Raw genomic sequence first — 13,324 nt, 5'->3', positions numbered from 1 at the left:
TTAATCTCCGTTTACATCATAAAGTTATTTATTCCAAGGTTATTTAAGCAGAAGGCGTAGTTAAAGTCTATCTTCACTCGGTGCCGATAGACTTTAACTATAAACAGTTAGTTTTATTTTTCAGCAAGTTGTTCACTTAACTCGGCAAAAATACTGGGGTCGTCTATCGTTGATGGAATTTGCAGTTCTTCGCCATCAATAAGCTGGCGCAAGTTTTTGCGTAAAATTTTCCCTGAGCGTGTTTTAGGTAAGCGCTCAACACACATAATATTTTTTAAACACGCGATAGCACCAATTTGGTTACGTACAGATTGCACAAGCTGTTGTTGTACTTCTTGATGAGAGCCGGTAAAGCCGTCTTTCAGCACTATCATCGCCATTGGGTTTTGCCCTTTAAGCGCATCGTTTACACCAAATACAGCACATTCTGCAACCGCAGGGTGGGCGGCAACAATTTCTTCCATTTCGCCGGTAGATAGCCTGTGGCCTGCAACGTTAATTACATCATCGGTACGACCCATAATAAATAAGTAGCCGTCTTCGTCTATGTAGCCACCGTCTCCCGATAGGTAATAGCCTTCATATTCGCTCAGGTAACCTTGTTTATAACGCTCGGTATTTTGCCAAATTGTTGATAAACAACCCGGTGGTAAAGGCAGCTTTATTACTACAGCGCCACTTTCGTTAGGGGCGCATTCTTCGCCATCCATATTTAAAATACGTACGTCAAAGCCCGGTGTAGGCACGGTTGAACTACCTGCTTTGGTTTCTAAATGTTCAATGCCAATAGGGTTGCAGACAATAGCCCAGCCGGTTTCTGTTTGCCACCAATGATCAAGCACAGGTAGGCCGGTTTTTTCTTTTAACCAATCGTAAGTAGCTGCATCAAGGCGCTCACCGGCTAAAAATAACCGTTTTAAGCTAGATGTATCATATTTTTTAAAGCCCTCAGCTTCAGGGTCTTCTTTTTTAATTGCTCTAAATGCAGTCGGCGCGCTAAACAGGGCTGTTACTTTATGCTCCTCTACCACTCGCCAAAATGCACTGGCATCTGGGGTGCGCACTGGTTTGCCTTCGTAAAGTACAGTTGCACAACGATACATTAACGGCGCATATACTATGTATGAGTGACCCACCACCCAGCCAATATCAGACGCAGTCCAAAAAACTTCGCCAGGCTCCATACCATATACGTTTTTCATGCTGTAATTAAGGGCAACAGCATGGCCGCCATTTTCACGTACTACACCTTTAGGTAATCCTGTGGTGCCTGAGGTATATAAAATATATAGCGGATCACTACCACTTACAGGTACAGGGTCAACAGCTTGTGCTGTTTGCATAGCCTTTGCCCAATCAATATCTTGGCCACTATTGAGTGTTGCAGTTGCTTGTTCGCGTTGATAAATTACGCAGTGATCAACTTTATGTGTGGCGCGCTTAATGGCATCATCTAATAAGGGTTTGTATTCAATAATATTACTTACTTCTACACCACAAGAAGCACTTAATACTAATTTAGGTTTAGCATCATCAATACGCACCGCTAACTCATGAGCTGCAAAGCCACCAAAAACCACAGAGTGCACTGCACCTAAACGAGCACAAGCTAGCATGCCAATCACTGCTTGTGGGATCATGGGCATGTAAATAACCACACGGTCGCCTTTTTGCACACCTAGCGATTGCATTACACCGGCAAACTTAGCCACTTCTTGTTGTAGCTGTGAATAATTATAAGTTTGTTTAGTATTGGTAACAGGAGAGTCGTAAATAAGCGCAGTTTGCTCGCCAAAGCCGGCTTCAACATGTTGGTCAAGTGCTAAGTAGCTAGTATTAAGCTGGCCATCATCAAACCAATGGTATAAGTCATCGCTGTCTTGTGTATAGGCATTTTGGGGTGTTTTATACCAAGGAATACACTTACTTTGTGCTAACCAAAATTCAGCTGGGTTTTGTTTGAAGGCGTTATAGTGCTGTTTATATTGACCTGACATAAATGATCCTAAAACTAAAAAAGAGTGTGAGAGACATTAAAAACTAAGCGTTTTTGCTTAATTATTATATTAGACCTTGGTCGGCTAAAAGCTGAGCAAGGTGGTTGTTTTTTAGTTTGTTTTGCAAGGCCTAATTACGACTTAATACATAGCAAGCTAATTGAAATTGTTATGTTTTTATAAAAAACGTCAATTAAACTCTATTTGTACGGCTTTTTCTTTATTTTCGATAGAAAACTGGCTTGCTTAATTATCAAACTAAGCGTAAAATGCGCGCTCATTTCGGCTTTTAAACTATTAATTCCTTGCCTTAAACCGACCGGCCGAAACGGTAGAAGGCTCTATTAACCGTAAGGAATATCCATGCGTCATTACGAAATCGTATTCATGGTTCACCCTGATCAGAGTGAGCAAGTAACTGGTATGATCGAACGCTATACTGGTTCTATCACTGAAGCTGGTGGTGTTATCCACCGCCTTGAAGACTGGGGCCGTCGTCAACTGGCTTACCCAATCAACAAGCTTCATAAAGCTCATTATGTTCTTATGAACGTTGAAGCACCAACTGAAGTAATCAGCGAGCTAGAAACTACTTTCCGCTACAACGATGCAGTGCTTCGTAACTTAGTTATGCGTACTAAAAACGCGGTAACTGAAGCGTCTCCTCTTGTAAGAGAAGAGAAGAAAGAAGCACCAGCTGCTTAATTGTTTTGAGTCCTAGCATGGCGTTTAACTGGTGATGAATATAAATGGTTAGCCCTTTTATGAATCAACTGGTTTTATCTGGGGTAGTTTGTAAAACTCCCAAGTTAAGCCAAAGTCCTGCTGGTATACCGCATTGTATTTTTGTTATTGAACATAAATCAATGCAAACAGAAGCAGATCTTAACCGTAATAGTTACGTTCGGCTTCAAGTGGTTGCCAGTGGAAAGCAAATGCAACAACAGACTCAACATTTGCACGTTGGGCAGGCATTGCAAGTGAGTGGTTTTTTAAATCGCCACGAAGGTCGTAACGGCCTTAGCCAATTGGTTTTGCATGCTCAGCATATCGAAAGAATTATTTGAGGAATTAATCTCATGGCACGTTATTTCAGACGTCGTAAGTTTTGCCGCTTTAAAGCGGAAGGCGTACAACAAATCGATTACAAAGATCTAGCTACTCTTAGAAACTATGTTACAGAAAGTGGCAAAATCGTACCTAGCCGTATCACAGGTACTAGCGCTAAATACCAGCGCCAGCTAGCAACTGCTATTAAGCGTGCTCGCTACTTAGCCCTTCTTCCATACACTGACTTACATAAGTAAGCAGCGGATTAACACGTTTTTAAAAGGTGTAGAAACATGCAAGTTATTCTACTAGATAAGATCGCTAACCTAGGTGGCCTAGGTGACCAGGTTGTTGTTAAATCTGGCTTCGCACGTAACTTCCTTTTCCCGCAAGGTAAGGCAGTTCCTGCAACTAAAGCAAACATTGAAACATTTGATGCTCGTCGCGCAGAACTTGAAGCGAAAATCGCTGATCAGTTAGTTGCTGCACAAGCACGCGCTGACAAACTTGAAGCATTAGCAGAAGTTACATTAGTATCTAAAGCTGGTGACGAAGGTAAATTATTTGGTTCAATCGGTACTCGTGACATCGCTGACGCTATCTCAGCTGTTGGTGTTGAAGTTGCTAAGTCTGAAGTTCGTCTACCTCTAGGTACTATCCGTGAGACTGGCGAATTTGACGTATCAATCGCAGTACATTCAGAAGTAACGGCTACTATTAAAGTAATCGTTATTGCTGAAGCTTAATTTTTAATTAAGCAAAAAAAGCCGTGCTATTTAGCGCGGCTTTTTTGTGCCTAAAATTTAACTAGCTGTAGATCTAAAAACACGCTTAATAAAACCTCTTCTAAATCATCTTTCCTTTTTGCAATTATTTTTTCATTTCATTTAAACCTTTTCAAACTGTCATTACGTCTAACTTATCAATACACTTAAATGCTAACCCAGTAATTATAATTTAAAGGCGACATTACGGATGTTACACGTTAAACCCGAACAGTCGCAATTGTGCGAAGCAGCACTCATTAAGCGTGTTAAGTCGGGGGATCAAGCTGCATACACACTACTTTGTGAACTACACATAAAACGAGTATACGGGATATGTTTACGTCTATTAGCTGATCAGTCGCATGCAGAGGATGCGGCCCAAGAAGTGTTTGTACAGGTGTGGCACAAAGTAGCGCAGTTTGATGGGCGCTCGCAGTTCTCTACTTGGCTTTACAGCGTAGCGAGTAATGTTGCGATTAATTACTTACGCAAACAAAAAAATTGGCTGCAAAAAGTGGTGAGTATTGAGCACAGCGGTATGGATGAGCAATCAGTTAACGACTGTAAAGGTTTAAATGGCCTAGATAAATTAATAGTAAGGCTTCCAGAGCGAGCACGTATGGTATTTGTGCTGTTTGCCATTGAAGGCTACAGACACGAGGAAATAGCCGAGCAACTAGGTATGGCTGTTGGCTCAAGTAAGTCGCAATATCATCGTGCTAGGCTGTTATTACAAGAGTGGTATAAAAATGAGTAAAGAAAATTTTGATGACTACTTAAACGAGTCACTCAATACACTTGATAAAGACATAACGCCACGCAAAAATTTATGGCCAGGGATTGAGCGAGCGATTATTAATGCTGAACGCTCTACACAAAAACACACTACTATTTGGCCAAAGTTAACGGCAGTAGCCGCATGCAGTGTTGCGGTTTTAATTGCAGTAAACATCGTTTTTATAACGCCTGAGCCAAAGCCTGCCGTGGCGATAAGTGATTACTTTTTAGCGCAAAAAAACAGTTTGTTAGTTGCGTATAAAAATCAAGACGCACTTACCAGCAATTGGCAAGTGCAATTGCAAGAACTCGAAGAAGCAGAGTTAGCCATAAAGCAGGTTCTTGAAAACGAACCACAAAACCAAGCGCTATTAACTATGTTAGCGCAAATATATCAACAACAACTTGATTTGATTAATAAGGTGCACGCACCTCGTTGGCAGCATATTTAGGAGCATAACATGAAAGCGATTTTACTAGGGTTGAGCTTATTTCCACTGGCGGTATTAGCGGGTGAAAAAATAGATAAGCAAATAGAGGTAGCCAATGGCGGCACTATTTATATTGAAAACCAACGTGGTGATATAAACATAACGGGCTGGGATAAAAACGAATTTAAAGTGTCGGGCGAACTTGATGACAAAGCCGATGGCTATGAGCTTAAAACCAGTGGTGATAAAACCCAGTTTATTGTAAACATGCCACGTAATACGGATTGGGGTAACAGTGGTGATGGTTCAAGGTTAACTATATTTATGCCCAGAAGTAGTGCGCTTGAGTTTGCTGGTGTGAATGTATCTGTCAGTGCAAAAGAGCTACAAAACAGTGCAGAAATAGATGTGGTTAATGGTGAGATAAGCGCAAGTAATTTAGCGGGTAATATTAAACTTACCAGTGTTAATGGCGATGTAAAGGCGCAGAACTTAAGTGGTAATATTGCATTTGAAACCGTAAATGGCGAAATTAACGATAAAAACTCAAGCGGGAAGTTGCGCTTTAGCGCCGTAAATGGTGATATTAAATCAAACTCAACGGCAAGCGATGTTCGCCTTGAAAACGTAAATGGTGATATAGACTTTACTTTGTCGAGCATTAAAAACTTACGAATTAATACCGTTAATGGTGAGGCCGAAGTGCATATTAAAGAGCTGTTAAAGGGCGCAGATGTTCGTTTTGAATCGGTAAGTGGCGATGGTGAATTTTACTTTGCGGCAGATGTATCGGCTAAGTTTGAAATTGAAGCGCATGCGAATGGCAAAATAATTAATAAAGTGACTAGCGATAAAGTCAGTAAAGCTAAATATGGCCCAGCCAGTAGTTTAAAATTTAGTATTAATGGCGGTAATGCTAACGTTGAAATGAATACAATTAGCGGGCGACTCGAACTACATACTAAATAACATTCGCTACTGGCTATGATTACAAAAAGCAGGAAAAGATTTCCTGCTTTTCTATTTGCACAGCCCCTGCAAGTAGATAGAATAGGCACCATTGTATTTTAGTACTGTGAAGTCATGGCCAAACGAGATAAGCAAGTCGATACCCTTAAAGTTCCTCCCCATTCAATAGAAGCAGAACAATCTGTTTTAGGTGGCTTAATGCTTGATAACCAAGCATTTGACCGCGTAGCAGAGCTTGTTGTATCACAGGATTTTTATACCCGCACGCATAAGCTTATTTTTGAAGCGATGACAACGCTTGCTGAAATTGGCGATCCGATCGATTTAATTACTATTTCAGAGAGCCTAGAAAAAAATAATAAATTAGCAGGAATTGGTGGTTTTGCTTATTTAGCTGAAATAGCCAAAAACACCCCAAGTGCTGCTAATATTGACGCTTACGCAAGTATTGTGCGCGAACGTGCTGTGGTACGTGAAATGATTGGTGTAGCAAATGAAATTGCCGAAGCAGGTTTTAATACCGAAGGGCGCACCAGCCACGATTTGCTCGACTTTGCTGAGAGCAAAGTATTTAAAATTGCTGAGCAACGTACAAAAAACAATGAAGGCCCGCAAAGCATTCATAGCATACTTGAAAAAACAGTTGATAAAATAGAAGAGCTTTATCAATCACCGCAAGACGGTGTAACAGGTGTGAGTACCGGCTATGCCGACCTTGATAAAATGACCACAGGTTTGCAACCATCTGACTTAATTATAGTTGCGGCACGTCCATCTATGGGTAAAACCACTTTTGCGATGAACCTTGCAGAACATGCTGCAATGACCCAAGACAAGCCGGTATTAATTTACTCACTAGAGATGCCCTCAGAACAAATTATGATGAGGATGTTGGCGTCTCTTGGGCGTATTAACCAAACTAAAGTGCGTACTGGTCAGTTAGATGATGACGATTGGGCACGACTTTCATCAACCATGGGGTTGTTGATGGAAAAAGGCAAAATGTACGTTGATGATGCCTCGGGCTTAACACCTACTGATGTACGCTCTCGTGCACGACGTATTGCCCGCGATCATGGTGGTATTAGTATGATCATGGTCGATTACTTGCAATTAATGCGAGTACCTAGCCTTGCTGATAACCGAACGCTTGAAATTGCCGAAATTTCACGTTCACTTAAAGCATTAGCAAAAGAGCTAAAATGTCCGGTTGTTGCGCTTTCGCAGCTTAACCGTACGCTTGAGCAACGTGCCGATAAACGTCCAATTAACTCAGATTTACGTGAGTCTGGCTCTATTGAGCAAGATGCCGATTTAATCATGTTTATTTATCGTGATGAAGTGTACAACGAAGACAGTACCGATAAAGGTATTGCCGAAATAATCATAGGTAAGCAACGTAACGGTCCTATTGGTAAAGTACGTTTAACCTTCCAAGGTCAATTTTCTCGCTTTGATAATTATGCGGGGCCAGCAGTAGATGACGATTATTAATGCGCCTAGCGATAGCCGAAATTAACTTAACAGCACTTGCGCATAATCTTGCGCAAGTTAAGAGCTTTGCGCCTAATAGCAAAGTAATGGCAGTGCTAAAAGCCAATGCCTACGGGCATGGCTTAGTAACCATAGCGCAGCACTTAAACGATGCCGATGCATTTGCTGTGGCACGTATAGATGAAGCGCTGGCACTGCGTGCTGGCGGTTTAACTAAGCCAATTGTATTGTTAGAAGGCTTTTTTGATGAAGCCGACTTACCCATTTTATTAGCTAATAATTTTCAAACCATTATTCATGACGAAAACCAATTAGCGGCACTGGAAAATGCGCAGCTTGAGGCTCCTATAAACTGCTGGTTAAAAATAAATACCGGCATGCATCGATTAGGTATTGCACCAGATCAATTTGATGAGTTTTATAATCGCTTACAAAAAACAGCCAATGCGAATAATACGGTTAATTTAATGACCCATTTTTCGTGCGCGGATGATGTTGATAGCAGTAAAACAATGCAACAAATAGCATTGTTTAATCGCTTGGCAGAAAACGTTGAGCAGGCACATTGTTTATCAAATTCTGCCGGTATTTTAGCTTGGCCAAGTGGCCACGGTGATTGGGTACGCCCAGGGTTAATGCTTTATGGTGTATCGCCTATGGCAAATACCACAGGTAAAACGTATCAATTAGAGCCGGTTATGCGCTTAACCACAAAAGTAATTGCAGTGCGTAATGTAGCTGCCCATGAAGCGGTGGGTTACAGCGGGCGTTGGCAAAGTGATAAGCCGACCCAGTTAGCGGTTGTTGCTATGGGGTATGGTGATGGTTATCCGCGCCATGCGAGGGCGGGCACTCCGGTAATAATAAATAAGCAGCGTTATGGTATTGTAGGTAGCGTAGCTATGGATATGATCACCTTAGATATAGGCAATAATACACATAATATTAAAGTAGGCGACGAGGTAACTATGTGGGGGCCTGAGCTACCAGTAGAAGAAATAGCCCAGTGCGCCGATACTATACCTTACGAGTTATTGTGTAATATTACACCAAGGGTAAGCTATCAGTATCAGCGTTAAACTGCTGGTACTATTACTCTTTTATAAAGTAAATATCGCTAAAGCCCATACGGGCAAACTCTTGATCGCGAAAATTACGCACCGACGCTGAGCCTTTCGAAGTCATTTCGATTTGCTGTACCATAGATAAATAATTAGTAAGATCGATACCCTCAGCGGCGGCAATTGCCTGATACATGTCGTGGTATTTATCTTTAGCGAAATTAATTTCGCGCGGTTGGTTTTTAAATGTATAGGTTATTCTGCGTGCCATATTAAGCTCATTTCGATTGCGAATTAGGGTGATTTTACACTGTATTGAATCACCATTGAATGATTTTTTTAAAATGAAATAATAAAGAGATAAAAATGAAATTAACAGTAGAGATCAGCAAATACCCACTTCATCAAGACTATATCCCGTTTATAAAAGGCTTTATAGATCGCTTAAACGAGTACGATAATTTAAAAGTAATTACTAATACCTTATCAACGCAAATTTTTGGTGATTACGATTTAGTAATGCAAGTGTTAAGTACCGAAATTAAACGCTCGTATGAAGAGTTTGGTAAAGCTATTTTTGTATGTAAATTTCTATCTGGCGATTTGTCTCCACAATAACGGCTAATATGCATATTAGTAGTAACACGGAACCACACAATATGGATTTTTTAACACAAACCTTAAGCGGTTTTACAGCAATGTCGCATTGGGAGTATATTGCAGTGGGGCTGTCTATGGCTTATTTATTATTAGCAATAAAAGAGAGTTTATGGTGTTGGCCAGCCGCATTTTTTAGCACCCTTATTTATACTATTATGTATTGGAATGGCGCGTTATTAATGGAGTCGTTACTGCATTTTTATTATATGTATATGGCGGTGTTTGGTTGGCTAGTATGGCGTAAAGGCAAAACTAACAACGATAGTTTAAGTATTACCTCATGGTCAATGAATCGTCATATAATATTGATAATAGTGACCAGCATAGTTGCTCTTGCCATTGGTTACTTTATGAAAAATTACACCCATGCAGACTTTGCTTACCTTGATAGCTTTACAACCTGTTTTGCGGTAGTTACTACTTATTTAGTGGCAAAAAAAGTACTCGAAAATTGGCTGTATTGGATTGTAATAGATGCCGCGTCTATGTATTTATATTACGAAAAAGGCTACTACCCAACGCTCGCGCTCTTTATTTTTTACACCATAGTGGCTGCGTGGGGTTTTAAAACTTGGTACGAAGAGTACGAGCAAAAACAAGCTAAACCTATAGCGCAACTCTAGTATATGACAGTTAATAATCATTTTAATAAAAGTCAGTTAGTTAAAATATGCAGTGCGTTTATAGAGCCCAAAAGCATTGTTACATATGAACAACTGTTAAATGGTTTGAGCAACGATAATTTTTTAATACGTACACAGCAGCAAGCTTATTTATTAAAGCGTTATAAAGATCATTGGCCAAGTAATGCTTTGGTAGCTCAGCATGTTTTTAGTAATTACAACGTGTGCCCAGCGCCTATCTGGCTTGATGAGACAAATAAGTATGCTGCTTTTGACTATATTGAAGGGGAAACTGCCAGTTTTATTTCCTCTTCTTTAGTGAATAAGCTTGCGGTAGTGCACAACTACAGTGCGACAACAGAAGCTATGAATATTGCACAAGAGCTATTGTTTTATCAGCAATCTGAAATTTATAAACAATATCAACCGCACATTGAAATTGCATTAAATACAGTTGCAAACATGCCACTAAATGCCGGCTTTTGTCATAACGACTTAGTTAGAGAAAATATTATAGTAAATACAGCTGATATGTATTTAATTGATTTTGAATACGCTAAAAGCAACGATGTGTATTTTGACTTAGCAGCGTTGGCTGTTAGCTTTAAACTGAATGAAAAGCAGCAAACTGAGCTACTATATAACTATCAAAAACAGTACGATAAAAATCAAAAACCAGAAGGTGAGCAATTTTACTTTTCGATAAGTAAGCTCAATTGTTATAAATTATTTTTTTTAATGTTAAGTTTAGGCTGGTATGAGCAACGCGCTATAAACAGTAAAGAAGCTGAATTACGCGCGCAACTTAATGAGCTAATTGTAAGCGACTATTAAAGCCCACCAAAGCGCTCTGCTAGTAGTTTATATTTAGTAACCTCATCAGTATCAAACTGTGGGTCGCCGTTAGTGTCTTCAGATTTGCTCATTAATAAGCTTTCGCGGGCAAGGCGCTTAACACGCTCTGTTTTTACCCCTAAAAACTCAGCAACTTGCTCAGTAGACATTAAATTCATAGTTACTTCCTAAATAGAATTAAAGTGTATAGCTATAATACTAATTTAAATGTAACTGAAACGTTACTGTTATTTTTTTTAATATCAATAAATAATGACTTTTTAGTATGGCGTGAAATCTTTTATTTAAAAGTGTTTAAATAATGGTCATGTAAACGAATGACGCTAGCAATTACCCGTAGATGTCTTTATCATTACGCATGCCAAAGCATTGATATCGCGAGTTGATGTGGCGGCAACAAATGTGCTCTCGTGGTGAAATGGATATCACGTGGCCCTCCGGAGGCTGAGTTGTAGGTTCGATCCCTACCGAGAGCGCCATTTGCATTCCTCTAATACACTTGCTAACTTTTAGTATTATCCTTTTAAAAATATTCATTATGACTTATCTACCAATTAAATGTGGCGACTACGATCAGCTTGAGCTTTATTGTATGCGTGCAAATAAAGTGGCTATAACATTAGATACCCAAATTTTAGTGGGGGTTGCTAAAACCTTAGAGAGCATTAAAGGCGAAGGCGAGTTTTTAGTGCTGCAAGAGCCAATAAATAAAATAGTAAAAATACGGCTAGATAAAATTAAAACGATCACACTTGCATAGTTTTATAGCTATTTATCACTACTAAAAACTTTAAAAGTAGACATTTAAGGTTGAAAAATGCTATTTAGGGTATATATTCCTTAATTTTAGAAAAATCACATTTTTATGCTAATTACCTTGCCTATATCAGAGCTTATCCCCGGTATGTATGTTGATAGTGTTGTTAAGCAGCGTGAGAGCATAGACAGCATAAAAATTAAAACCAGTGGCTTGGTGAGAAATCCCTCTATTGTTAAGCGCCTAATTGTAGAAGGAGTACTTGAGCTTTTAATTGATTTCGAAAAAAGTGATGTGAGTGTACCTAGTAAATACAGGGATAAAGAAAAGTCACAAAGTAAATCGGAAGTGGCTAATGAGGTAAAGCCAGAAAAAGAGAAGTTAGCGATAACAGTTCAGCAAGAGTTTATTAAAGTAAATGTAGTTTATGAGCAACATAACCGTAAACTGCAAGCTATATATAGTGATTTAACATCGGGTTTAACACTAAATATAAACACACTAAAGGAAATAGTTGACGATATAGTTAGTTCAGTATTTCGCAATCAGCATGCATTGACCATCCTTACTCGCATTCAGGATAAACACAGTTACAATTGGCGACATATGATTAACTGTGCTATTTTTTCTGCCGTTTTCACTAAATATTTAGGATATAAGCAATCGATAGTGCAAGAGTTCGCTATGGGGGCTTTACTACATGATTTAGGCCAAGCAAAGTTACCGCAAGGGATTTTTTCAAAAAACACCACTGTATCTGGAAGTGAAACCATTGTAATTAAAAAGCATGTTGCACAAAGTTTAGGCCTAATTAAAGGAGAAAAAGGAATAACGTCATTAATGATGGACATGATAGTAAACCATCACGAACGGTTAGATGGTTCTGGCTACCCACGTGGTATAAGTGCTGATAAGCTAAGTCGTCCCGCTCGTATAATGGCAATTGTAGATGTATACGACGCGATAACAGCAGATAGGCCTCATCAAGATGGTGACGAGCCAATAAACGCGCTGCGTTATTTACTTGCTAATAAGCAGCTGTTTGATGCTGAATTAGTACAGCTATTTATTAAGTGCTTGGGAGTGCACCCGGTAGGCACTATTGTTAAACTGACCAATGAACGCCTAGCATTAGTACTAGAAGGAAATAACCTTAATCCAATTAAACCTAAGGTTAAGTTATTTTATAATGCGAAACATGGCCATCATGTTACGCCAAAAGATATTGATTTGAGTGAAGCTAGTCAAAAACTTAAAATTATTGCCAGCGTTAAGCCCCTTGATTATCAGATTAACTTGTCTCGTTTATTAAAAGAGCACTTACTTTTATAGCGTTAGTACATTTGCGTTTTTGGCTTTGTTTAGCCGAAATAAACGCACCTAAAAAGCAACTTGCCATTAATGTTAACCATAATAAAGTACCAAGCTCTACATGCAGCGCTAAACAGCAAAATGTTAGCGAGATTAATGCACAAGTAATAGCCGCCAACCAAAAGTGATTAACTGGATTGTCACACTGCCCAGCACGAGTACACGCACAATAGTTTGCTTTATAAAAACAAAATACACTTGCGCCACAAAAAATAAGCCCAGTCAAAATAAGTAAAATGCTCACCGTTTTCTCTCATCATCGTTTTATAGAGAGTGTAGATTGCAGCGCATTTCAAGTCAATCCAAATGAGAATCAATTACAATTAGAGCTTATGCTCTAATAGCACACTTCTAGTCCGATGAGTTTTAATAAGTTGTTAAATGGTCGTTAAAAAACGTGTTTTTTACTGTTTTTTGACGTGTTTGTAGAGTTTTTTATAAAAAATTAATGTAGTGTGATCAGGTTTGAAATCCTAATAACAACACACATAGCTACCCAAACAATAAGTTTG

18 protein-coding genes and 1 tRNA gene are annotated in these 13,324 nt (G+C 39.3%); 15 read left to right on the top strand and 4 right to left on the bottom strand.

Going from position 1 to position 13,324, the window contains the following annotated elements; genetic code table 11:
* Nucleotides 1–113: 113 nt before the first annotated feature.
* A complete protein-coding gene (locus CIK86_RS10120) occupies nt 114–1,997 on the bottom strand; it encodes a propionyl-CoA synthetase (protein WP_086997785.1) in 1,884 nt (627 codons plus the stop codon).
* 363 nt (nt 1,998–2,360) lie between these two features.
* Here CIK86_RS10120 and rpsF point away from each other — a divergent pair, with 363 nt between their 5' ends.
* The 9 genes from rpsF (at nt 2,361) to alr (ending at nt 8,564) form a co-directional block, all read left to right on the top strand.
* Complete coding sequence (rpsF, locus tag CIK86_RS10115) at nt 2,361–2,702, top strand: 30S ribosomal protein S6 (protein WP_011329092.1); 342 nt, start codon at nt 2,361–2,363, stop codon at nt 2,700–2,702.
* 44 nt (nt 2,703–2,746) lie between these two features.
* Nucleotides 2,747–3,064 (top strand): primosomal replication protein N, encoded by a 318-nt coding sequence (priB, locus tag CIK86_RS10110; protein ID WP_041454555.1) that lies wholly within the window; start codon nt 2,747–2,749, stop codon nt 3,062–3,064.
* A gap of 12 nt (nt 3,065–3,076) precedes the next feature.
* Nucleotides 3,077–3,304, top strand: a complete 228-nt coding sequence (rpsR, locus tag CIK86_RS10105; RefSeq protein ID WP_002962753.1) for a 30S ribosomal protein S18 — start codon at nt 3,077–3,079, stop codon at nt 3,302–3,304.
* 36 nt (nt 3,305–3,340) lie between these two features.
* A complete protein-coding gene (gene rplI / locus CIK86_RS10100; RefSeq protein WP_011329089.1) occupies nt 3,341–3,793 on the top strand; it encodes a 50S ribosomal protein L9 in 453 nt (150 codons plus the stop codon).
* A gap of 229 nt (nt 3,794–4,022) precedes the next feature.
* The gene (locus CIK86_RS10095) at nt 4,023–4,571 is read left to right on the top strand and encodes a sigma-70 family RNA polymerase sigma factor (protein ID WP_086997789.1); all 549 of its coding nucleotides are present in this window, start codon (nt 4,023–4,025) and stop codon (nt 4,569–4,571) included.
* The gene (locus CIK86_RS10090; protein ID WP_086997792.1) at nt 4,564–5,043 is read left to right on the top strand and encodes a hypothetical protein; all 480 of its coding nucleotides are present in this window, start codon (nt 4,564–4,566) and stop codon (nt 5,041–5,043) included. Before CIK86_RS10095 ends, CIK86_RS10090 begins: the two co-directional genes overlap by 8 nt.
* A gap of 9 nt (nt 5,044–5,052) precedes the next feature.
* Complete coding sequence (locus CIK86_RS10085) at nt 5,053–5,991, top strand: DUF4097 family beta strand repeat-containing protein (protein WP_086997795.1); 939 nt, start codon at nt 5,053–5,055, stop codon at nt 5,989–5,991.
* A 114-nt stretch (nt 5,992–6,105) separates the two neighbouring features.
* The gene (gene dnaB, locus CIK86_RS10080; RefSeq protein ID WP_041454554.1) at nt 6,106–7,485 is read left to right on the top strand and encodes a replicative DNA helicase; all 1,380 of its coding nucleotides are present in this window, start codon (nt 6,106–6,108) and stop codon (nt 7,483–7,485) included.
* Nucleotides 7,485–8,564, top strand: coding sequence for an alanine racemase (gene alr / locus CIK86_RS10075; protein ID WP_086997797.1), 1,080 nt, complete (start codon nt 7,485–7,487; stop codon nt 8,562–8,564). The genes dnaB and alr overlap by 1 nt, the downstream gene beginning before the upstream one ends.
* A gap of 13 nt (nt 8,565–8,577) precedes the next feature.
* Here alr and CIK86_RS10070 read toward each other — a convergent pair whose 3' ends face one another.
* Entirely contained in the window at nt 8,578–8,817 is a 240-nt protein-coding gene (locus tag CIK86_RS10070) for a DUF2960 domain-containing protein (RefSeq protein WP_011329083.1), read from the bottom strand.
* A gap of 95 nt (nt 8,818–8,912) precedes the next feature.
* On the opposite strand from CIK86_RS10070, the gene CIK86_RS10065 reads away from it, so the two are divergent.
* Genes CIK86_RS10065 through CIK86_RS10055 form a run of 3 tightly spaced genes read left to right on the top strand, consistent with a single transcriptional unit; the run spans nt 8,913 to nt 10,663 of the window.
* Nucleotides 8,913–9,164, top strand: coding sequence for a hypothetical protein (locus CIK86_RS10065; RefSeq protein WP_011329082.1), 252 nt, complete (start codon nt 8,913–8,915; stop codon nt 9,162–9,164).
* Nucleotides 9,165–9,205: 41 nt separating this feature from the next.
* Nucleotides 9,206–9,829: a nicotinamide riboside transporter PnuC gene (gene pnuC / locus CIK86_RS10060; protein WP_041454551.1), complete on the top strand. Its 624-nt coding sequence runs from the start codon at nt 9,206–9,208 to the stop codon at nt 9,827–9,829.
* A 3-nt stretch (nt 9,830–9,832) separates the two neighbouring features.
* On the top strand, nt 9,833–10,663 hold the full coding sequence (locus CIK86_RS10055) for a phosphotransferase (RefSeq protein ID WP_086997800.1): 831 nt from the start codon (nt 9,833–9,835) through the stop codon (nt 10,661–10,663).
* Here CIK86_RS10055 and CIK86_RS10050 read toward each other — a convergent pair.
* Complete coding sequence (locus tag CIK86_RS10050) at nt 10,660–10,842, bottom strand: helix-turn-helix domain-containing protein (protein WP_086997802.1); 183 nt, start codon at nt 10,840–10,842, stop codon at nt 10,660–10,662. The genes CIK86_RS10055 and CIK86_RS10050 overlap by 4 nt on opposite strands.
* A 246-nt stretch (nt 10,843–11,088) precedes the next feature.
* Here CIK86_RS10050 and CIK86_RS10045 point away from each other — a divergent pair.
* The 3 genes from CIK86_RS10045 to CIK86_RS10035 all read left to right on the top strand — a co-directional run bounded on the left by CIK86_RS10045 (nt 11,089) and on the right by CIK86_RS10035 (nt 12,773).
* Nucleotides 11,089–11,163 (top strand) — tRNA-Arg (locus CIK86_RS10045).
* Between the two features lie 59 nt (nt 11,164–11,222).
* Nucleotides 11,223–11,444: a Rho-binding antiterminator gene (locus tag CIK86_RS10040; RefSeq protein ID WP_086997805.1), complete on the top strand. Its 222-nt coding sequence runs from the start codon at nt 11,223–11,225 to the stop codon at nt 11,442–11,444.
* Between the two features lie 105 nt (nt 11,445–11,549).
* Nucleotides 11,550–12,773: an HD domain-containing phosphohydrolase gene (locus CIK86_RS10035; RefSeq protein ID WP_086997808.1), complete on the top strand. Its 1,224-nt coding sequence runs from the start codon at nt 11,550–11,552 to the stop codon at nt 12,771–12,773.
* On the opposite strand, the gene CIK86_RS10030 is transcribed toward CIK86_RS10035, so the two are convergent.
* On the bottom strand, nt 12,733–13,056 hold the full coding sequence (locus CIK86_RS10030) for a hypothetical protein (RefSeq protein WP_086997811.1): 324 nt from the start codon (nt 13,054–13,056) through the stop codon (nt 12,733–12,735). The genes CIK86_RS10035 and CIK86_RS10030 overlap by 41 nt on opposite strands.
* Between the last annotated feature and the right edge of the window lie 268 nt (nt 13,057–13,324).

It is taken from the genome of Pseudoalteromonas sp. JB197 (genome assembly GCF_002332205.1).
In the GTDB taxonomy this organism is placed as follows: Bacteria; Pseudomonadota; Gammaproteobacteria; order Enterobacterales; family Alteromonadaceae; genus Pseudoalteromonas; species Pseudoalteromonas nigrifaciens.
Note: the sequence above shows the minus strand (reverse complement) of the source record. Positions and strands in the feature narration are given on the sequence as shown.